Raw genomic sequence first — 21854 nt, forward strand, 5'->3', positions numbered from 1 at the left:
TCGAGGGCTGCCATTTCTGGCAGTCAGGTGGCAGGGATGGCAGTCGTGGCAGTGTCGACGTATAGTGAGGTCTACTGGAGCCGCCGCCGTGAAATCCCCTAAGCCGTCCATACCCATCACGCCCCTCGTAAAGACCTCGGCCGGGTCGCCTCAAGCGCTGGATGTCGACGCCCTCGTGTCGTATCTGGAGCACGACGCTCAACCCATGATCGTGCTCGATCCCGAGTACCGCATCCTCGCTGCCAATACCGCTTATCAACGTCAGTTCGGCGTCGCCAGCCAGCCTCATGTGGGCCGCAAGTGCTATCAGGTCTCGCATCACTACGACGTACCTTGCGACCAGGCGGGCGAGCACTGTCCAATGAAGCGGGCCTTTGAGCTGCGCGGCCCCGACCGCGTGCTCCACATTCATCACACACCTCGCGGGCCTGAGCATGTCGATGTCGAATTGCGGCCGATATTCAATGCGCAGCAGGAGGTAGTGGCTTACGTCGAGCGGCTCTCCACGGTACGCGGCGCGTCCGCCAAGCCGAGCGCGGAAGGTCTGGTCGGGCGTTCGACGGCGTTCAACGCGGCGATCTCGGCGTTGCATCGCGTCGCACCTTCGATGCTGCCCGTCCTACTCCTTGGAGAATCCGGAACCGGCAAGGAACTGTTCGCGCGCGCCCTTCATGAGGCGAGCGAGCGCGCGCAACGCCCTTTTGTAGTCGTCGACTGCTCCGGCATCACGGAGACCTTGTTCGAGAGCGAACTCTTCGGCTACGAAAAGGGCGCCTTCACCGGCGCAGCCGCCCGCAAGCCCGGTCTGGTCGAAACCGCACGGGGCGGGACGCTGTTTCTCGACGAAATCGGCGATGTACCGCTGTCGATGCAGGTCAAGCTGCTACGCCTGATCGAATCCGGCACGTTCCGCCGGGTCGGCGGCATCGAGACCTTACGCGCGGATTTCCGACTGGTGGCGGCGACGCACAAACCTTTGCGGAAAATGATCGACGACGGCCGATTCCGCCAGGACCTCTACTACCGCATCAGCGCATTTCCGATTCACTTGCCGGCGGTGCGCGAGCGCCCGGACGACATCGCGCTGCTCGTCGACTCGATACTGCAGCGTATTGGTAGCGCGCAAGGCGCGGCAGGCACTGCTGCAGGCCGCAAGTTCAGCGTCGCACCGGACGCTCTCGAGAAACTCCATGCCTATTCCTGGCCAGGCAATATCCGGGAACTGCGCAACTCGCTCGACCGGGCCTGCCTGCTGGCCGATGACGGGGTGATCCGGATCGAACATCTGCCGGGTGACATGATGGCGGGAGAGGCGGCGTATCTGGAGAGCAGCGCGGGCTCGACCTCGATTTCGGCGCGCGGCGAGCTCACTGATCGTGAGCTTGTACGGCTGGTGGAGGGGTTTTCAGGGACACGCAGCGCCCTCGCTGCATACCTTGGGATGAGTGAGCGCACGCTGTATCGTCGACTGAAAACGCTAAGGTGAGTGGGCGGCGGGAGGTAGTCTGGGTTTCCATAGCCGGTGACAGCGGGGCGGGAAATGTTGGCGGCAAGCATTTCGGTAACGACCATTGCGCTGCACCCTGGCTCTCTGAAGGTCAGCGCACTTATCACCAGGTTTGGATGCGCGCTCGGCGTCACATCAACGAGGGTCCTCGACTTGAGGGACGCGGCAGCGCCGAAGTGACAAATTGGGGATTCGCACATGGTGGGCCGTTTCAGGCGTCCGCTTTAGGGAGCAAACTTGAAGAGCCGCTCATGTTAAGCGTTGTCCGACTCAAGCCCTTGTCGGCGCCGTGGGGCCGCATGCCGGTTTCATTCGGACGACGCACCGGCCCTGCCGACCAGGAACCAGGTATGCACCCGACCCATACCCTTGGCGAGAATGGTACCGCGGTCCTCGAGCAGGAACGCCTCGCCCAGCAGCCTCCTGGTGGCTTCCGTGATTTGCACGTGTCCCCGGCCACGCCCCTCGGCCCTTCTGCGTTCCATGATCTCCTGCTTCAGCAGCAGCGTTTTGCGCCTCCAACTGCTTTCGCAAGGCGTGCAGGCGCAGGTGCGTGTTGACGCGCGCTATTATTGTTGAGGGAAGCCGTTAAAAAGTATCTGGGAAGCCGGCGCAACGGAGTATCGTCTTCGTAACACGAGACGGAGGCTGCCATGCGATGCAGGATCGTTCTTGAGTTCGATGATGGCGATGGAACCGCGGTCAAGCGAGTCGAGGTAATGCGGCTTCACCGGGGCGCCGGAAGTCAGGCCTCCGGCGACGTCGGCCTGTCCCTGGCCGAAGGCAAGTCATTGGTCAATTGCATCCAGCAGGAGTTCGTCGTCGAGCAGCTCGAGCGTCTTTGCACGTCGCGTTGAGCGTGCTTGGCCTGCGGCGTGCTCCGTCGCCTGCACGATAGTCATTGCTCGGAGTTGAAGACCACGCTCGGGAAGGTTTTCTACTGCCGCGAACGATGGAAAGCCTGCAAGTGTTGAGGATCGTTAATTCCGCTAATGGCGACCACTAATTACGCAAATATGGGTGCCAGCAGGATAGATGAAGGAAAAACGCTCTTCTCCTGCCGACGCTCACGAGCGCTTTCAATGGAGATCTCACTGGCGCGCAGATTGTGGCGTGAACGCGGATCGCCAGAATACCCCTATTTTTCCGATCTTTCGCGAGGCCATACGCATGGCTCTACCGAACTATCACCCTCCCCGTCCGCCCCGCCCGGCCAGCGATAGAATTTCGCCGACACCGGCTCGGCGTAGCCCGCGTTAGCCGAATTAATGATCCGCCGCGCCGCATTAGCGGATTCGTTAGACATGGACGGAAAATGGCGTTGCTCTTGCACAACGGCCAACAACACCATTGACCGGTCGTTTCCCCATATAGATCAAAACCATGTGATTGCTGATATAGCGGTCACCGTTTGCGGAATTAATGATCCACAACAGAATGGAATAGCCAGGGCTCGCTTTGCATGCGTTGAAATTCGAACTTTCTGATTTCCTCTTGATGCTGCAAGCTTTGGCCAATCTCGTCGAGTCCGTTCATCAACAGATCGCGTCGAAATGAATCGATTGCGAATGACAAGACAAGGTCATCACCGAACTTGATCTGTTGGCGACCAAGATCGATCGTAATGGGATTGTCCTGGCCGCGATTGATCGCCGCAAACATCGTATTGATCTGCTCAGTCGAAAGGCATACCGGCAAGATGCCATTCTTGATGCAGTTGCCATAGAAAATATCGGCGAAGCTCACGCCGACGAGCGCGCGAATTCCCCACTGCGCCAGGGCCCACGGCGCATGCTCTCGGCTCGACCCACAACCGAAGTTGGTGCGGCATAACATGATCCGCGCCCCCGCAAATCGGGGCTGGTTCAATGGAAAATTCGGGTTGGGCTGCCGCCGGCTGGCGTCCATACCCGGCTCTCCGCGATCGAAATAGCGCCATTCATCGAATAGATAGGCGCCAAAGCCGGTACGGCCGATCATTGCCATGTACTGCTTGGGCAGGATCGCATCGGTATCCACGTTATCCCGGTCGATCGGTACGGCGATCGACGTCAGCGTGTCGAATCGTTCCATGACTATCTCCCACGTAGGCGCGATACATCGACAAAATGGCCCGCCAAAGCCGCTGCTGCGGCCATGGCGGGACTGACTAGATGCGAACGGCCGCCGCGCCCCTGACGCCCCTCGAAGTTGCGATTCGACGTCGATGCGCAGCGTTCACCTTCCTTGAGGCTGTCGTTGTTCATTCCCAGGCACATCGAACAGCCGGCATCGCGCCATTCGAAACCCGCCTCCAGAAAGATCCGGTCCAACCCCTCCTGCTCCGCCTGCAGCTTGACACTGCCCGACCCTGGCACCACCAGCGCCTGAGCGATCGTCGGCGCGACTTTTTGCCCCCGCACGACTCGCGCGGCAATGCGCAGATCCTCGATACGCGCATTCGTGCATGAGCCTATGAATACCTTATCCAATCGAATGTCCTGGATGGCGAGACCGGGTTGAAGCTCCATGTAGGCGAGTGCGGATGCCATGGATTTTCTGCGTTGCGGATCGTTCTCGGTCGCGGGATCAGGCACGTAGCAGTCAATGTCCGTCACCATGCCCGGCGACGTTCCCCAGGTCACCTGAGGCCGCAGCGCAGCGGCATCGAAGCGCAGCGACCTGTCGAAGGTGCTATCCGCATCGCTACGCAAGGTCGACCAATAGGCTGCCGCAGTGTCCCATTCCGCGCCCGCTGGCGCACGGGGTCGCCCATGCAGATACGCGAGGGTCACGTCATCCACGCCGATCATGCCGCAGCGCGCACCCGCTTCGATGGACATGTTGCACAACGTCATGCGCGCTTCCATGTCCAGCCCCCGCACCGTCTCACCGTCGAACTCGATCACATGGCCATTCGCGACATCGGTACCCCACCGGCTGATGATCGCCAGAGCGAGATCCTTGGCGTAGGTCCCTTCGGGAAGAGCGCCATCAATCGTGATCCGCATAGTTTTCATGCGCTTCATGACCAGGCACTGCGTCGCCAGGAGATGCTCGATGTCGGAAGTCCCGATACCAAATGCCAAGGCGCCGAAGGCGCCATGCGTGGACGTATGGGAATCGCCGCACGCGATGGTCATGCCGGGCAGGATCTCGCCCTGCTCCGGTCCGACGACATGAAGAATGCCCTGGCGAACGTCTTGCAATGCGTAGAACGGGACGCCGTACTCCGCGCAGTTCCGGTCCAATGCCTGGACTTGCAAGCGCGCGATCTCACTATGCATTCCGCGTTCCCGGTGAACCGTCGGAATATTGTGATCCGGCGTCGCAATAGCCGCTTCTGCTCGCCACATGCGGCGCCCTGCCAGCCGAAGCCCATCGAACGCTTGCGGGCTCGTGACTTCGTTCATGAGGTGACGATCAATATATAGAAGCGCCGAGCCGTCATCTGCTTCGCGCAGGACATGTCGGCGCCATAGCTTTTCATATAGCGTGAGGGATTGATTCATTTCTGCGAATCCAAGTAACTAGATTCAATTAACCAGCTTCAAATAACCACCTTCGAGGCCATCAGGAACATGGTCGGTGTAGGAGGCGTAGGCACGGGGCATACTTCCGGAAATTGCATTGGAAACCACGCATCAATCTGCGTATGTTCCTTAGCGCATATCTTCGTGGCTAAAATGCAAAATCATGGAAAATCTCCTGAATCTGCGAACGAAACCAACGCTGCGCCACATCTTTGTCGTCCCTCGGATGCCATACCAGGTCAATGGCGAGCGAAGCGTTTTCGAGCGGAAGCGGAAAGGTAAGGAATTTCTGGAATCCTTCTGCATGCAGCCAATGCTTGGGGACGACCGCCACCAGATCGGTGGTTTCAATGACCTCGCGCATCTCGAGCCAACTCGGCACGGTCATCGCGATCTTGCGTTCATGACCGAGGTTGGCGAGTTCATCGTCGATCAGGTTGGTGCCGACTCCACTGATCGCGATCTTCAGGTGGGTCAGACTGAGATAATCTGATAGATCGAGCTTTGATAGTCCGGGATAGCGAGCGGCGCTCATCACGACCACGAAATGGTCTTCAAGCAATCGGACACTGTTGCTCAGACCAGCGATCCTGGAACGCAGGGCGAGACGCACCTGCACCTCGCCCTGGCTAGTCTTCTGTTCGATGTCCTGAGGGCTGAAATGCTTGACTTCCAGACGCGTCGACGGTGCCTGCTCGCGTAGCCTCCGACAGAGGCGCGGAAGCAGATACACCCCGGCATAGTCGGATACGCGCATTTTGAAGACTTGCGTCGAGGTGGTCGGATCGAACTTGCTGCCCTGTATCACCGCTTGTTCGATCTGTTGCAACGATCCACTAATCATGCTTGCCAGCAAGAGTGCCTGTCCGGTGGGAATCATGCCGTCTGCGGTACGCACCAGCAGCTCATCCTTGAACGTCACCCTAAGGCGTCTTAGCGCATGGCTCGCAGCCGACTGGCTGATGCCGACGCGCTGGGCAGCCTTGGTCACACTTCGTTCTTCTACCAGTGCTTCCAATATGACCAGGAGGTTTAGATCAATGCTGCGCAGATTCATCGGTGACAGACTTGGCTGACGAGCGGGGGAACGGAACTCTCCCTCGTCTCAATGAGAGAAAAGCGTGCCGTATCCTTTGACCTTATCATCAATTCCGCTCGTGCGCAGCGCATTCCACACCATGACCTGGTTGCTCGTGATGACGGGCCGTTCGAGCGCTTGTTCCAGGCGCTCGATCACTTCCGCCGACCGGATGGCGGTACAGCTGATGAAATAGGCGTCCGCTACCGACGCTGCATACTGTATCGCTTGATCGAAAAAGACGTCCGGCGCCAGCTTTCCCATTTCCGCATTCGTATTCAGGCCGAGACCGTGATGATGGACGACTTCCAATCCATGGTGCGCCAGGAACGCGATTTCTCGCTGATTAACTGCGTCAAGGTAAGGGGTAAGGAGAACAATTTTCCTGGCACTTAGGGTTTCCAAAGCGGTGACAATCGCGGACCCGGTGGAAAAACAGGGCAGTCCGGTCGCATGTTCGATGCTCGCCATGATTTCGTCCTGCAATGGCACGCTGTACGTCGATACCGCGGTGCAGTGAAAAATCACCCGCTCCACACCGGCGTCTGCCAGCATGGAAGCGGCAGGCCCGACGCCCGCCGCCATGGCAAACAATTCTTCTGAACCGGTCCCTTTAAGTGGAAGACGCGTGACGTAGGCTGCCACGCCATCGGGCAGCATGGCCTGTATCTGCGGTTCAGCAATGAAATTGCCCGAAGGCACGATAATGCCCAGTCGTGCGCGTTCACCGTAGTTGATTTGCATTGCGTGCGCCCTCTGTTTGCTCTCAGGACTTCGATTCGGCAAGCGACTGGCGCGCCTGGCCAAGATAGACCGGGTTGATGTATTCCGCAGCAGAGGTCTTGGCGCGGCCCGGAAGGGCGCGGATCAACGCGCTGATGTCGATCAGTGCCTGTATGGAGTTGGGATTGGCCGCCGCATCGCGTGGAAAAATCTCGTCCCGGCTGTACTCTTCCCACGCGCGGTCTGCATAATCTGCGCTGATCCCACTGTGCTGCATAGCGATCTCACGGCATCCCATCTTGTTCGCATAGAACCAGTCATGCGCTTCGATGTATGCCTTCAAGAAAGCCACCACGGCCCCGGCGTTTTCGTTGGCCCACTTTGCGGAAACGTTCAAGGAGGTGAACTGGAACCACGGGAATTCATCGCGGGGTTCGCACAACGAGGTGTAACCCTGGTCGAGCGCGATATAGTTCAGCGGGATGCCCTGCAGCCCCGCATCGATCTCCCCATTCTGCAACTTTTCCCAGCGCGACAGGATCGGTCCGACCGCCACGATGGTGTAGTCGCGGGGATGCTCCAGGCCGTGAGCGGAAAGGATCTTCATCACAAGTGAAGAACTGCCAGCGTCCAGCGAGGAAACACCTACCACGCCCCCACGCAACTGTGCGATGGTCTTGATATCGGGGCGCGCGATGAAAGAAAACGGCAAGCGGTTGACGTTGCCAGCAATGATCTCCAGATCGCTGCCCGTCTCGCTGCCCAGGATCACGTGTTCAGTCACCCCAAGCGATAGCTGGAGCCGGCCATCGATCAAGCGGTCCGTGACTTCGTCGATCGGTTCATACAACTCGATCGAGACATCCAGCCCGTGCTTCCTGAAGAATCCGGCGTCTTGCGCAATCCAGAGAGGCATGTTGAAATAATTGCGCGATACTGCGCCGGCTTTTAGCGAAATCATTGTTTCTTCCTTTAAAGCGAAAAGAGTAATACCACGAGTACTGTGACGAGGACGGTCACCAGTAATGTCACAACTGGCTGGCGGGCTTTGATGCCATGGGCTGGTCGCCCCGGATCGGCTCCGTCCAGTCGACAAGGATCTGCCTGCGTGTCAAAGTCAGGCTTGCCAGCGATCCCAAAAGCAGCAGCGCGCCGGCAATCGCAAAGGCCGCGGTAAAGCCGCCGCTGGACGCAACGGCATAGCCGGTGACGATGGGCGCGGCAAGACCGAAGACATTACCGCCCAGTATGAGCAAACCTACCGCCACTCCCGAATGCGCCGGGTCACCTAGAAGATCGTTAGTCAATGCGATATTCATCGACATGGCCGTGGACACGCATGTAAGCGCCAACGAAATGATCAGCACGATTGCCCACATCGAATCCACGAATGGCAGCGCGAATACGACCGATCCGAGGAGCAGCATCACGAAGATCATGTTGCGCCTGGCACCGCGTGCAAGCGCTTCGCTCGTCAGCAGCCGGTCGCTGAGATAACCCAGCATGATGCCGAGCACACAGGCGCTGGCATAGGGCGCGGCAGTGTAAAGGCTGCTCTTGACGACATTCATGCCGCGAGCGCGCTCGAAATAAGTGGGCAGCCAGGTCAGAAACAGATAGACGGTATATCCGGCGCAGCCCTGAGTCAGTGCCAGGCCCCACATTGTCTTTTCGGCGAGCAGCTTTTCCAGCCCGCCAGAAGCGCGTTTCTTCGCGGCGGCAGAATCAGTGGCAACCGCCGGCGTGGCCGAATCGTTGATCAGCACGCGTTCTTCCGCCGAAATCCATTTTGCCTGTGCAGGAGTGCGGTACAAGATCCACCAGAACACGCCTAGGCATATGCCCACTGCGCCAGTGACCAGGAACGAGCCGCGCCACCCGACTTGCGCGATCAACCAACCCACGAAGATGCCGCCAAGAGCCGGGCCCGCATAGGAGCCGGCGTTCAGGATCGCGGCGGCGAGTCCACGTTCGGTCTTGGGCGCCCATTCGCGGATGATCCTGCTGCCCGAAGGGTAAGACGCCGCTTCGCCAATACCCAGGAGAAGTCGGGATCCCAAAAGCAAGAAGAAGCTGGAGGCGAGGCCGGTCAAAACGCCCCCACTGACCAAACGATGAGCGCCAGTGCCGTAACCTTTCGGGCGCCGAAGCGATCGACGACCAAGCCGGCCGGAATCAGGCAGAACAGATACGTCCACAGGAACGAAGAGAACATGTATCCCAATTGAATCGGGGAAAGTTGGAAGGTGGACGCAATGGAGCTTGCGGCAACCGACAGGTTGGTCCTGTCGACGTAATTCACCGCGTTCATAAGGAACATGGCGAAATACACTAGATAACGGCGATTTGTGCACATATCGTCTCCTGATTCTCGTTGGCCGCCGTGGAGGCGGCGTTTGTTTGAGACAATGGTGCGCAACTGGCGAGGAAAATGCCAACTCATAGTCGTCAGGATGTACATGAATCGAGTGCATGTGTTTTTTGACCTACATGGAAGATGTTTCCAGGCGTCGCTGGGCACAACAATTCACAATGTCTCAGAGCCACCTCTTTCAAGGTGATCAAACGACACGCCCAGCCTTGAGAACACGCAGGGTAGAGACATGTTCCAGCGCTTTGCGCATGTGGTATGTGGTGCCCGGCCCTCGCGCCGGCACGGATAGAAGGTAGTCCAGGCTGCGACCCGGCAAGGACCAACCCCCACCTCGGCTTCGTGCCGCGTCAGTCCGCAAACGAAATCAAATAGCTTGCAAGGGGGAGCGTATCGCGCCAGACCTACCTACGCTGAAATCCAATGTTAGAGGGGGCGACCCCTTACCCTACTCGATCGCGATGCCTGGCGGCATGCACGCACGCGCGCGGCGGCGCCAGGCCGCCGCGCCGCGGATCATCGCGGCCGCGTTGGCTTCCGCCACCGCTACCGCGGTCATGTTGACGATGCGGCGGGTGGTAGCTTGCGGGTTGAGGATGTGCACCGGCTTGGCCGCGCCCAGCAGGATCGGGCCAATGGTGACGCCTTGCCCGCCCGTGATCTTGAGCAGGTTGAAGGCGATATTGGCCGCGTCCAGCGTCGGCATGACCAGCAGGTTGGCGCTGCCGGCCAGCTTGGTGCCCGGCAGGAAGTGACGGCGCACGTCCTCGACCAGGGCGGCGTCGCCCTGCATCTCGCCTTCCACTTCCAGGTGCGGTGCCTCGCGGGCCAGGATCTCCTGGGCCACACGCATCTTCTTGGCCGACGGGCGGTTCGACGAGCCGAACATCGAGTGCGACATCAGCGCCACCTTCGGGTGCTGGCCGAAACGCGCGATTTCCTCGGCGGCCAGCTGCGTGATGGCGGCAAGTTCCTCAGCGGTGGGATCGTCGTTGACGAAGGTGTCGGTGATGAACAGCGTGTACTTCTCGAGCATCAGCGCGTTCATCGCGGCGAACACCTTGGCGCCCGGCGCCAGGCCGATCACGTCCTGCACGTGCTCCAGGTGGGCTTCGAAGCGGCCCACGGTGCCGCACAGCAGCGCGTCGGCGTCGCCCATATGCATCAGCATGGTGCCGATCAGCGTATTGGAGCGGCGCAGCGCCACCTTGGCCATGTCAGGCGTGACGCCGTCGCGGCCGCGCAGCGCATGGTAGGCCTCGTGGTAGGCACGGTAGCGCGGGTCGTCTTCCGGGTTGATCAGCTCGAAGTCCGTGCCGGCCTTCAGGCGCAGGCCGGCCTTGTCGATGCGCATCTGGACCACGTGCGGGCGTCCGATCAGGATCGGACGGGCCAGGCCTTCGTCCACCACGGTCTGCACCGCACGCAGCACGCGCTCCTCTTCGCCCTCGGCATAGACCACGCGCCTGGGCGCGGCCTTGGCTGCCGTGAACACCGGCTTCATGATCAGGCCGGTGTGGTAGACGTACTGGGTGAGCTGCTGGCGGTAGGCTTCCAGGTCCTTGATCGGACGGGTTGCCACGCCGGACTCTTCAGCAGCCTTGGCCACCGCCGGCGCGATCTTCTCGATCAAGCGCTGGTCGAACGGGGTCGGGATGATGTAGTCGGGGCCGAACTTCAGCTCCTGGCCACCGTAGGCGGCGGCAACGGCGTCGTTCAGCTCGGCTTCGGCCAGGTCGGCGATGGCCTTGACGCAGGCCAGCTTCATGGCTTCCGTGATCTTGGTGGCGCCGCAATCCAGCGCGCCACGGAAGATGTACGGGAAGCACAGCACATTGTTGACCTGGTTCGGGTAGTCCGAGCGGCCGGTGGCGATAATGCAGTCCGGGCGCGCGGCCTTGGCCACTTCCGGGCGGATTTCCGGTTCCGGGTTGGCCAGCGCCAGGATGATGGGCTTGTCGGCCATGGTCTTGACCATCTCGGCGGTCAGCACGCCGGCGGTCGAGCAGCCCAGGAACACGTCGGCGCCGTTGACGATGTCGGCCAGGGTGCGGTTGGCGGTTTCCTGCGCGTAGCGGGCCTTGTTGGGCTCCATGCTGGCGTCGCGGCCCACATAGATCACGCCCTTGGAGTCCACCACCGAGATGTTCGAGCGGGTCACGCCCAGGCCCACCATGGTGTCCAGGCAGGCGATGGCCGCGGCGCCGGCGCCGGAAACCGCCAGCTTGACCTTGGCGATGTCCTTGCCGACCACCTTCAGGCCGTTGAGCAGCGCCGCGCCCGAGATGATGGCGGTGCCGTGCTGGTCATCGTGGAACACCGGGATGTTCATGCGCTCGCGCAGCTTCTTCTCGATGTAGAAGCATTCGGGCGCCTTGATGTCTTCGAGGTTCACGCCGCCGATCGTGGGCTCCAGCGCGGCCACGATCTCGACGATCTTGTCCGGGTCGTGCGCATCGAGCTCGATGTCGAATACGTCGATACCGGCGAACTTCTTGAACAGGCAGCCCTTGCCCTCCATCACCGGCTTGCCGGCGAGCGGGCCGATGTCGCCCATGCCAAGCACGGCGGTACCGTTGGTGATCACTGCCACCAGGTTGCCACGCGAGGTGTACTCGGCGGCCATCGCGGGATCCTTGGCGATCTCCTCGCAGGCGTAGGCCACGCCCGGGGAGTAGGCCAGGGACAGGTCGCGCTGGTTGGACAGCGCCTTGGTCGCGTTTACCTGGATCTTGCCCTTGGTCGGGCTGCGGTGGTATTCCAGCGCGGCCAGGCGCAATTGCGCTTCAGGACTGTTGGGGGCATGTTGCGGTGCATCACCGCCGGTCTTGCTGGTCATTATGCTCGTCCAAGAAGTGGCCCAGCCAGTGCCCGCCGAAGCCGCGCCGGTCGTATCCGGCGTGCTTGCCGGAATCTTCCATTGCAGCTTTCAAAAACGGGCGCCGGCGGCTCGGGCCGAAAAATCGAGCCGTCAATCTAGCTCACGTAAGCCCGGCGCGAAGCCCCTCCCACAAGTGCATCCAGGACTTTAAGGCCTTTCGCCGGACAATTCAGTTTTTACCGCCGCACAGGCAATGCCTTGCCTGTTGCTGTTTGCTTGCTACCTGCTACTTGTCATTCGGGTCCAGCGGCAATGTCACCCGCGGGGACCGCCCACTCTCAACCGGAAACTGGGCGAACGCGCCGCAGATCAGGTACGACATCGCCGCCTGCAGGGACGAACCCTCGCCTCGGCGATTCGCCGTGACCTGGTAGACCCGGCGCCCGCTAGCGGCGTCCTTGAAGAAGACGCACAGCGTAGACTGGACCACCGGCACATCGCCCACGACCGTTTGCGGCGGCCAGTAGCCCGGGCCACCCCAGCTACGCGTCACCAGCGTCTTCTCTTGTTCATTGCGCCTCGCATCCCCCACGTCCAATCCCTCCAACTCCTCGCGCCCCCAGCCCGATGACTTTGCCTTCATGCGTCCGTCGAAAATGCCTAAGCAAACGCCCTCCCGCTGTGTCCCCCTACGCAACGCCTACGTAACAGCGCCAATGTGCCATGGTACGAACTCATTCTGGCCGTACCCGTGCACCTCGCTCTTGGACGCATGGCCTGACGCCGTGGCGAGCATGATCTGAAAAATGTCTTCTCCGAGTTCATCGATGGATCGTGTACCGTCGAGGACCGACCCACAGTTGATATCGATGTCCTCCTCCTGTCGCAGCCATAAGGTGGTGTTGGTACCCAGTTTCAATGATGGCGACGGCGCGCAACCGTAAGCGGATCCGCGCCCGGTTGTAAAGCAGATCAGGTTGGCACCGCCCGCGACCTGGCCGGTTGCCGACACCGGATCGTAACCGGGGGTATCCATGAAAACCAGGCCGCGGGCATGGACCCTCTCGGCGTACCGGTATACGTCGACAAGATTCGTGGTTCCCCCTTTCGCTACCGCGCCGAGCGACTTCTCGAGAATTGTCGTGAGTCCCCCGCCTTGTTACCCGCCGAGGGATTGTTGTTCATATTGGCATTCATGCGCGCGCAATAGGCCTCCCACCAACGGATCCGCTCGATGAGTTTTTCGCCAACGTCGCGCGACGCCGCGCGGCGTGTCAGTAGATGTTCCGCGCCATAGATCTCGGGAGTTTCGGAGAGGATCGCTGTACCGCCATGCGCCACTAGCCGATCGACCGCCGCGCCGAGTGCCGGATTCGCGCTGATGCCGGAATAGCCATCGGACCCGCCGCATTGCAGTCCGACCACCAGATGGCTGGCATCGACCGGCTCGCGCCGCACGTTGTTGGCTGCGGGCAACATCGCCTTTACCTGCTCGATGCCAGCCGCTACCGTGCGCGCCGTCCCGCCCAGCGCCTGGATTGTCATCGTCCGCAGCGCGGCGCCAGGCGCCAGGCCTTGGCGCTCCATCAGTCCATCAATCTGATTGGTCTCGCAACCCAGGCCGACAATCAGCACCGCGGCAAAGTTCGGATGCCGCGCGTAGCCGCCAAGGGTGCGCCGGATCAAGTCCAGGCCCTCGCCTTCCGCGTCGATCGCGCAGCCCTGCCCGTGCGTCAGGGCGACCACGCCATCCACGTTGGGGTACGCCGCCAGCGCTTCCGGATGGATGTCGCGGCGAAAGTAGTCGGCGACGGCGCGAGCGGCCGTTGCCGAGCAATTGACCGACGTCAGGATACCGATATAGTTGCGCGTCGCGACACGCCCGTCGGCGCGCAAGATGCCCATGAATTGGGCACACGGCGCGGCGGCCCGCGACGGCCCTGCGTCGGCGCCGAAGGCATAGTCCCGCTCGAAGTCGCCCATCGCGAGATTGTGCGTGTGGACATGCTCGCCTGCGTCAATGCCCCGTGTCGCGAAGCCGATGATCTGCCCATAGCGCCGCACGGGCGCGCCGGAAGCGATACCACGCACGGCGAGCTTGTGGCCTGCCGGAACCAGTCCTCGTACGAGAAGGCCCGCGCCGATTTGCATGCCTGAAACCAACTGGCTCCGCGCGATGACGACATCGTCGTTCGGGTGCAAGCGCACGACGGGCTCCGGGGCCGCTGCGGTAGTTCCTGTCATTTCGTTATCCATCGTGAAATTCATACGGCAACCTCCATGCCCTTTTCGGCACGCTTACTTCTTCAACGCATCTCAGATGCAGGACTCTAGCGGGATGCCGCCTTGGACGAGCCGAACGGCATTGCCGATGCGCGGCGTGCATGCGCGCCGATGCTTAACAGGAGCAATACGCCGAGCACTCCCGCGGACGCCAGGGCAAGCATCCCCGCCTGCTGGCTTTGAAAGAGTGCCTCCACCGCGGTCTTCAAAGTCGGTGCGATAAAGCCACCGAGATTGCCGAGCGCACCGATCAACGCGATGCCGCTCGCCGCGGCGGTGCCGCTCAGATACGCGGTAGGGAGGGTCCAGAAGAGCGGCTGGACAACCACGAAGCCGACCGTCGCGATACAGAAGGCAATAAGCACCGGCGCAAGGTGCTGGCCAAGCGTCGAGAGCGCGATGCCTGCGGCCGCCATCGCCAGCATGGCAATGGCAAATTGCCGGTGCTTGCCCTTGGCATCCGCCATGCCCGTGATGAAGCGCAAGGCGATCAGCGCGCATAGCCAGGGAATGGCAGTGAGAAGACCAACCTTCGAACCTATCGCCGTGCCCGTCAGCTCGGAAATCCGTGTCGGGAGATAGAAGATAACTCCATAAACACTGACTTGGATCGCGAAGTAAATCGCGACGAAACGCAGCACCTGCCAGTTGCGCAGCGCGTGTAGGGCGGTAGCCGGACCATGCGCGATCTTTTCGCGGTCTTCGGCTGCGATGGCAGCTTCCAGGGCACTCTTCTCGTTGGACGTGAGCCACCTGGCGTCGCGAGGTTTGCTGACCAGGTAGAAGAACGCGATGATGCCGGCAATCGAAGCCGCAAGGCCTTCGATGATGAACATCCACTGCCAGTTGCGCAGCCCCAGTTGCCCGCCCATGACTTCCAGCAGGAAGCCGGACAGCGGGCTGCCGAGGACGAGCGCCACCGGCAAGCCGAAATAGTAGACGCCAAGTGCCTTGCCGCGCTCGCGCGCCGGGAACCAGTACGTCGAGTAAAGAATCACGCCAGGCGAAAAGCCCGCCTCCGCCACACCCAGGATGAAGCGCAGCACGTAGAACGAGGTCTCGTCGTGCGCGAACATCATCGCGGCCGATGCCAGGCCCCAAGTCACCATGATCCGGCTCAACCACACCTTCGCGCCGACCCGATGAAGCATCAGGTTGCTCGGGATCTCGAACACCGCATAGCCGATGAAGAAGATCCCCGCACCAAGCGCAAACGCCGCATTTCCGATATTCGAATCGACCTGAAGGGCCTGCTTGACGAAGCCGACGTTCGACCGGTCGAGCATGGACAGTGCAAACATCAGGGCGAGGAACGGCGTGAGGCGCATGCGTGCCTTGCGTACCGCGCTCGCCAGCGCACGATCTATGACGTGTTCAACTTGCATCATTCATCTCCACTACGAGGCCGCAGGTGGCAGCTTCGTCTTTTTTGCATTGCGCACGTCTCGCGCGCGCTTGTGTTTGTCTAAAGCAGCGCGTTATCCAGCAAACCGCGCGCCGCGAGGTTGGCCATCGGCGCGCGCAGGCCAAAACGTCCAGGGTACGATGCGATCGCGCGCTGGCGGTTTGTGCTGACAGGCCTACGAAATCATCCCCGATCAGTCGAGCAGCTATCCGGCGGCGAAGGCCGAGAGCCCCGAGCACGCCAACGTCAGGCACGCGTTCGTCGGAGCCAGCGCCCGGGTCACGGAGTTTGACGGAGACGGCGAACAGAAAAAAGCGATCGTCAGATCGATTAACAAAAGAATTATTTTGGTTTTGGCGACGCCCCGCCGCGCGAGTCAGCGGGCTGCTAGCGCTGGTTATCCGCGCCGAAGGCATCTACTTGAGGCAGCCTGGATTCTGGTCTGCGGCGGGCCGTCGCACGCAAACCATTACCGAAGGGTCGCGGTTCTTGTGAGAAGTCGAATCTCTAACAAGTCAAATTTCTTACCCACAGCGTACGGTCCCCTCCTTCCGGCGCCAACTGCTCGCGGGGCGTGCTCTTGACGAAGTCAGCAAGGTGCTCGACTGGCAAGCTCCAGGACTTTCGACCGTAATGCAGCTACGATTGATACCGAGTAGCCGCGCAATAGAGGCAGCCATCGCAGTGAGCCACCGGGGACAGTGCGAAAGTGCCAGTTTTGCTCAGCGCCCAAAAACACCCGCGACCGGCAGACGTGCGGGTGCGGGTGCGGGTGCGGCAGGGTTACAGACAACTCGGCAATTGCCGAAGGAGAGGCGTCTCTATCTCGACTAGCCGACGATCTGCGATAGCGCTCCACCAACCCGGGGAGGCTGGCGGGAGCGAACGAAGCCAGAGGGATCCGTCGCAGTTGGCATTCAGCAGTATGTGACGATGTTGCATTCAGAGCCATGAGACCGCCATGAATCCGCCATGAATCCGGAAATCGCGGAATCTGATTCCGAGATCCCGACGGTGACTGCTTGTGCTGCTCGCCGCAGGAGTGCTACATTCCGCGGCGAACCCTTTCCCGCCCCCGTGTGCGTATTTGCACTTACGTCAACACCTGGCCGCCATCGACCACCAAGGTCTGGCCGGTGATCCAGCCTGCGTGCGAGCTGGCGAGAAATAGCACCGCGCTGGCGACCTCGCCTGGCGTCCCGAGCCTGCCGAACGGTACCGAACGCAGTATCCGCTCATACAGCATGGGTTCGGAAGTCTTGCGCTGTTCCCACGATCCGCCGGGAAATTCGATCGAGCCTGGCGCAACCGCGTTGACACGGATCCGATCCGGCGCGAGTGTCAACGCATGGGAAGCCGTATAGTGCATGACCGCCGCCTTGATCGCCGCGTAAGACTGGGTACGTGACGACGGTCGAAGCGCTGAGATGGACGTCACATTGACGATCGCGGCGTTGGCCGACAGTCGCAAGAATGGCAGTGCAGCATGCCCTGCGCGCACCGTTGCCAACAGGTCGACCTGGATGCCGGCCTCCCAGCCGGCTTCGGTATCCCCGCCTCCGAAACCGGACGCGTTGTTGATCAAAATGTCGATGCCACCAAGCGCCTCGCCGGCTGCTGCAATGTAAGCGCTGATCGCCTCGCCGTCAGCGAGATCGCAAGGTGCGGTATGGGCCAGATGGCCGTAAACGTCCAGCTCGGCCTCGATGGCTTTCAATCCTTCCAGATTGCGCGCGCAGACAGACACTGCAGCGCCAGCCTGCGCGAACCCGAGCGCAATACTGCGGCCGATGCCACGCGATCCACCAGCGACGACGACGCGCTTACCGTTGAATTCGAACCCCATTTATTTGCCTCCGGGCAGTGACGTGGGGGCAGTATGGCCGAAATTTTTAGAAGCCGCACAACCACGAGTTCCGCATCGGCTGCGTCGAACACCGCCCATAGGGAGTTCAGAACCATACCCAAAGCAGGTTTGCGAATCTTCGCCAACATGGTGACGAAATCAGTTAAACCAGCACCCTCAGAACCTGCACTGTGGTGCCGGCTGGATTATTCCAGACCGGCAATTTGCTCAGGACAGGGTGCGAGGATCTCATCGAGGCTGCGGGCGTGCCTCGGTACTCGCCCACCAGGCAAGCTGGGTGCATGCGTGCAGACCACTTCTCATCATCGAAAGAAGCTTGCAAAAGGCGTCGGGTCCATACATGCACTGGAGCCCTCGACGCGGATCATTCAATTCAGCTTAACAATTGATTTCCAGGCATTTAACCACGGAGAGGACTTGGCTGACTACAGTGGCTACTATTCACCGGTCTCACCTTCATCGCGCGCCGACGCCGCGACGGAGGACTTGGGCTCGCTCTTTACAGGCGTGCATTTCCGTGACCCACCAGCCTGCAACCGATTTTCCTTTCCGTTCGACATGTACTTTTCCCTCCACACCGTTGACACGCCTGCAGCGATTATTGACTTGGAGCGCATGCAGCACAACATCGATCGGATGCAGCAGCGCATGGATATGCTGGGCGTGCGGTTTCGGCCGCATGTAAAAACCAGCAAATGCACGCCTGTCGTGTGCGCCCAGCTCGCGGCCGGCGCGCATGGAATCACTGTCTCCACGCTCAAGGAAGCCGAGCACTTCCTTGCCGCGGGTGTCACGGACATTTTCTACGCGGTTGGCATGGCACCGCACCGGCTTCCGCAGGCACTGGCATTGCGCCGGCGCGGCTGCAATCTGAAGATACTTACCGACGGCCTGGTATCGGCTCAGGCGATTGCTGAGTTCGGCAAAGCAAACGGTGAGGCCTTCGATGTGTGGATCGAGATCGACACCGACGGCCACCGCTCGGGTATCCAGCCTGAAGACCCCGTGCTAATGGAGGTCGGCCACGCATTGCAGAACGGGGGCATGCGCCTCGGTGGCGTGTTGACCCACGCTGGCTCGAGCTACGAACTCGATACGCCTGAGGCGTTGACGGCCTTGGCCGAGCGCGAACGCGTCGGCTGCGTGCGCGCGGCGGAGCGTCTGCGCGCGGCGGGCCTTCCATGCCCGGGGGTTAGTGTCGGCTCGACCCCCACGGCATTTGCCGCCGCGCAACTCCAGGGGGTAACCGAGGTGCGGGCCGGCGTCTATGTTCTCTTTGACCTGGTGATGAACAACATCGGTGTCTGCACTACGGATGAGATAGCGCTTAGTGTACTGACGACGGTGATAGGCCATCAGAGTGACAAGGGTTGGATCATCGTGGACGCAGGGTGGATGGCCATGAGCCGCGATCGCGGAACCCAGAAGCAGAAGCAGGACTATGGATATGGGCAGGTCTGCACGATAGACGGCACGGTGTTGCCAGGCTACCTGCTGAGCGGCGCTAACCAGGAGCACGGCATCGTGTCGCGCGAAGGTGGGCCCGACGCGGACATCTCCCATCGCTTTCCGGTAGGTACGCGCCTGCGCATTCTTCCGAACCACGCCTGCGCAACAGGCGCGCAGTTCCCCGAGTACCGAGCGCTCGCTGAGGGCGGAACGCTCACGACCTGGGAGCGTTTCCATGGCTGGTGAATTGCGCGGCGACGGACGAGTCGTCACTCCGGCAGGCTTGGCCAGCGCGGCCAGCCGTTGTAGCACCCGCAGAGGGGGCCAATCCTGACACGCAAACGAGTAAATCATTGCCCAGACCGCCTGCTTGCCATGAGCAATGGCAGGGAAAGACTTTAGGAGAAACCATGAAATTCGAACGCCACACTCACTTCCCCCGGAAATCGCATCATGCGATTCACGACCGCCTTCGCTGCTTTCGCTGCTTTCGCCTTCGGTGCGGCATGCAGTCTCACCTCGTCCGTCCAGGCGGCGGAGGACCCGTGGCCCCATAAGCCGGTCACCGTGATCGTTCCCTCTGCTGCCGGTGGATCGGGCGACGTACTAAGCCGCATTGTGCTGAGTCACCTCGCGAGAGCGACCAACGCCAACTTCGTTGTCGACAATCGCCCGGGCGCCGCAGGCAACATCGGCATGGCGATGGTCAAGCGCGCCGCGCCGGACGGGTACACGATTGGCTATGGCAACATCAACACCCTGGCCGTCAACCCCGGCCTGTTCAGAAAGCTTCCCTATGATGTGCAACGGGACTTTGTGCCCGTGGGCCGCATGTTCTCGATCTACAACCTGCTGGTGGTTCGTGGCGACTCCCCGATCAAGAACGTCGCCGAACTGATTGCGCTGGCCAAGAAGGAGCCCGGCAAGCTGTCATACGCCGCGGCGGGTACCGGCAGCAGTGGCCACATGGGCGGCGAGCTATTCAAGAAGATGGCCGGCATCGACGTGTTGTTCATCCCGTACAACGGCGACCCGCCGTCCCTCACCGACCTCGCCGGCGGCCGGCTTGACTACACGTTTACCAATGCCTCGGTCGCATGGCCGCTCGTCAAAAGCGGCAAGCTGCGCGCGCTGGCGATCACCAGCCGCGAGCGTATTCCACTCTATCCCAATCTGCCGACCCTGGACGAGTCCGGACTGAAAGGCTACGAGAACGTCTCGTGGGGCGGTCTGGTATTTCCCAAGGGCACGCCACAGCCGATCGTCGACCGGGTTAGCGCCGCGCTGGAGAAAGTCCTGAAGTCCGACGCCTTGCGCAAGGAGTTGACCGACGCCAACGCATCGGCAGGCACCGGCACCCGCGAAGATTTCGCGCGATTCGTCGCCAGCGAGCAGAAGAAATGGACCGGCGTCATCGAATCCGCGCATATCCCAAAAATGAACTGAGCTGAATCGTCTGCGTGGCGTTTCTCTCGCCCCGCGCAAAAGGTCGCTGGCCAGTCGTTCGACAAGATTCTCGTGCTCGATACGGCGAAGGGTGGTGTCGCAACCTTGTGGAGGCTGCACGAGATGCAGTCGCGCGATATGGCGCCGCTGGCGATCGTGTTCATACTGTCAACACAGTCCTCGCATAGGGAGCGGCGCTGGGGGACGTGACGATGCTGGCAGGTTTCGATACAGACATCACGGCGCAAGTTCCGCATGGCGCCATAATCTGGATCGATCCGGAAGCCCGGACGATTCGCGTGCTGGTTCGATGAGGCGCAGCTACCGGGCCAGATCGCGAAAGGGCTGCAACGCGTGCACGGGCCGAAATAAGGTAACAGGCCGGTCCTTGTCCAAGGTGACGGGGACTACCACTCCGTGCAATCGAGTGCCTGACAGCGGGTGTTTCGCTGCCGTTTCCTCGAATCCTATCGTGCCCAGTCGCCGCACCGCGCAGCGAACGCCTTGAGGATATAGCCGCCTGACGGCGCGCAAAACGGAGCTGTGCCAACAAAGGCGAATGTGGTTGAAGGAGAAGGATATGCATACCGGCAAGAAGTCCGTGCGCGTGCAGGCCGGCAAGTGGTTCGGGCCTGGTGCGGCGTTGCGTGTGATCGAGTTCAGTCGGGCGCCTTCGGATCGAAGGCGCTACGTGCGCATTGGCACGTTGCGGCCAGAAGGATGGGTGACGATCGTTTTCTTCCGGCACGATGACGGGTCGTGGAACGTCTTTCCACCAAAGACGGACATGCTGGGGATGCGTGCTTGCCAGCTCGCCGCATGAGCGACAGGCCAGGCGAGAGATCTATGGTTTATAGGCTCCAGATGAACATCCTCGAATTGGCACAGGATGTCGGGATGCTGGTCGACCTTGACGGCAGGATCGGGGTACTGAATATCGAAGCGTCCATAGAACACTCGACGCCTTTCCGCGTCTTGCACATGCGTTAGAGTCGGCCTTGGCGAAAGGAGGGGCGGGTACACGGGCCACGGCATCGGGACGGCCTATTCACTGAGTGTCGTTGTTCGTGCCGGATTTACCTCCAATTGGAGACGAGGCGTCGAGGTGCGGCTTATCCGGAGCCATCAAGCACAAGCGACCAGTCGGCTCGATGAGCGCGATATCTCGTCTGCGTTGGCCGGGCACAGACGTGCCAGGTCAATACGACGCGAAACATCGTCGAGGCTACTGAATATCTGGAGGAGACTATGACGACCATCCTGCTTGCCGGCATGCTCGGCTTCCTTGTCATCGTTTTGATTGTGTTGATTGTGTTGACGCTGATGCGCATGGCCATGAAGCGTGATACCTTCGATTCGGGTGGTTGAGATGATCGCAGCGGCAGAAAAGAA

At 60.9% G+C, this 21854-nt stretch carries 14 protein-coding genes and 4 pseudogenes; 6 read left to right on the forward strand and 12 right to left on the reverse strand.

Annotated features, from left to right (window positions below):
- Window positions 1-205: 205 nt before the first annotated feature.
- Window positions 206-1486, forward strand: a complete 1281-nt coding sequence (locus tag OMK73_RS02855; RefSeq protein ID WP_420715450.1) for a sigma-54 interaction domain-containing protein — start codon at window positions 206-208, stop codon at window positions 1484-1486.
- 329 nt (window positions 1487-1815) lie between these two features.
- Here OMK73_RS02855 and OMK73_RS02860 read toward each other — a convergent pair whose 3' ends face one another.
- Window positions 1816-1992, reverse strand: coding sequence for a hypothetical protein (locus OMK73_RS02860; protein WP_267600740.1), 177 nt, complete (start codon window positions 1990-1992; stop codon window positions 1816-1818).
- A gap of 168 nt (window positions 1993-2160) precedes the next feature.
- Here OMK73_RS02860 and OMK73_RS02865 point away from each other — a divergent pair.
- A pseudogene (locus tag OMK73_RS02865) lies at window positions 2161-2478 on the forward strand (ISKra4 family transposase); the annotation flags it as partial.
- A gap of 448 nt (window positions 2479-2926) precedes the next feature.
- On the opposite strand, the gene leuD reads toward OMK73_RS02865, so the two are convergent.
- From leuD to OMK73_RS02930, 11 genes and pseudogenes are all read right to left on the reverse strand, one after another.
- Complete coding sequence (gene leuD, locus OMK73_RS02870; RefSeq protein WP_267600602.1) at window positions 2927-3580, reverse strand: 3-isopropylmalate dehydratase small subunit; 654 nt, start codon at window positions 3578-3580, stop codon at window positions 2927-2929.
- Window positions 3581-3582: 2 nt separating this feature from the next.
- Entirely contained in the window at window positions 3583-4998 is a 1416-nt protein-coding gene (gene leuC / locus OMK73_RS02875; RefSeq protein WP_267600603.1) for a 3-isopropylmalate dehydratase large subunit, read from the reverse strand.
- A 169-nt stretch (window positions 4999-5167) separates the two neighbouring features.
- On the reverse strand, window positions 5168-6076 hold the full coding sequence (locus OMK73_RS02880; RefSeq protein WP_267600604.1) for a LysR family transcriptional regulator: 909 nt from the start codon (window positions 6074-6076) through the stop codon (window positions 5168-5170).
- A gap of 48 nt (window positions 6077-6124) precedes the next feature.
- Entirely contained in the window at window positions 6125-6841 is a 717-nt protein-coding gene (locus OMK73_RS02885) for a hypothetical protein (protein ID WP_267600605.1), read from the reverse strand.
- A 22-nt stretch (window positions 6842-6863) separates the two neighbouring features.
- The gene (locus OMK73_RS02890) at window positions 6864-7781 is read right to left on the reverse strand and encodes an ABC transporter substrate-binding protein (RefSeq protein ID WP_324291643.1); all 918 of its coding nucleotides are present in this window, start codon (window positions 7779-7781) and stop codon (window positions 6864-6866) included.
- A 67-nt stretch (window positions 7782-7848) separates the two neighbouring features.
- Window positions 7849-9281: pseudogene (locus tag OMK73_RS02895) on the reverse strand (MFS transporter).
- Between the two features lie 358 nt (window positions 9282-9639).
- A complete protein-coding gene (locus OMK73_RS02905) occupies window positions 9640-12030 on the reverse strand; it encodes an NADP-dependent malic enzyme (RefSeq protein WP_324291644.1) in 2391 nt (796 codons plus the stop codon).
- Window positions 12031-12298: 268 nt separating this feature from the next.
- A pseudogene (locus tag OMK73_RS02910) lies at window positions 12299-12553 on the reverse strand (DUF4136 domain-containing protein); the annotation flags it as partial.
- Between the two features lie 159 nt (window positions 12554-12712).
- Window positions 12713-14280: pseudogene (locus OMK73_RS02915) on the reverse strand (UxaA family hydrolase).
- Window positions 14281-14342: 62 nt separating this feature from the next.
- Window positions 14343-15623: an MFS transporter gene (locus OMK73_RS02920; RefSeq protein WP_267600608.1), complete on the reverse strand. Its 1281-nt coding sequence runs from the start codon at window positions 15621-15623 to the stop codon at window positions 14343-14345.
- Between the two features lie 1170 nt (window positions 15624-16793).
- A complete protein-coding gene (locus OMK73_RS02930) occupies window positions 16794-17546 on the reverse strand; it encodes an SDR family NAD(P)-dependent oxidoreductase (RefSeq protein WP_267600609.1) in 753 nt (250 codons plus the stop codon).
- A gap of 579 nt (window positions 17547-18125) precedes the next feature.
- Here OMK73_RS02930 and OMK73_RS02935 point away from each other — a divergent pair.
- The 4 genes from OMK73_RS02935 to OMK73_RS02950 all read left to right on the forward strand — a co-directional run bounded on the left by OMK73_RS02935 (window position 18126) and on the right by OMK73_RS02950 (window position 21285).
- Window positions 18126-19262: a DSD1 family PLP-dependent enzyme gene (locus OMK73_RS02935; RefSeq protein WP_267600733.1), complete on the forward strand. Its 1137-nt coding sequence runs from the start codon at window positions 18126-18128 to the stop codon at window positions 19260-19262.
- Window positions 19263-19469: 207 nt separating this feature from the next.
- A complete protein-coding gene (locus tag OMK73_RS02940) occupies window positions 19470-20462 on the forward strand; it encodes a Bug family tripartite tricarboxylate transporter substrate binding protein (RefSeq protein ID WP_267600610.1) in 993 nt (330 codons plus the stop codon).
- Window positions 20463-20534: 72 nt separating this feature from the next.
- On the forward strand, window positions 20535-20672 hold the full coding sequence (locus OMK73_RS02945) for a hypothetical protein (RefSeq protein WP_267600611.1): 138 nt from the start codon (window positions 20535-20537) through the stop codon (window positions 20670-20672).
- Between the two features lie 370 nt (window positions 20673-21042).
- Entirely contained in the window at window positions 21043-21285 is a 243-nt protein-coding gene (locus tag OMK73_RS02950; protein WP_267600612.1) for a hypothetical protein, read from the forward strand.
- The last annotated feature ends 569 nt before the right edge of the window (window positions 21286-21854 follow it).

Origin of the sequence: Cupriavidus sp. D39 (assembly GCF_026627925.1) — a bacterium.
Taxonomy (GTDB): Bacteria; Pseudomonadota; Gammaproteobacteria; order Burkholderiales; family Burkholderiaceae; genus Cupriavidus; species Cupriavidus ulmosensis.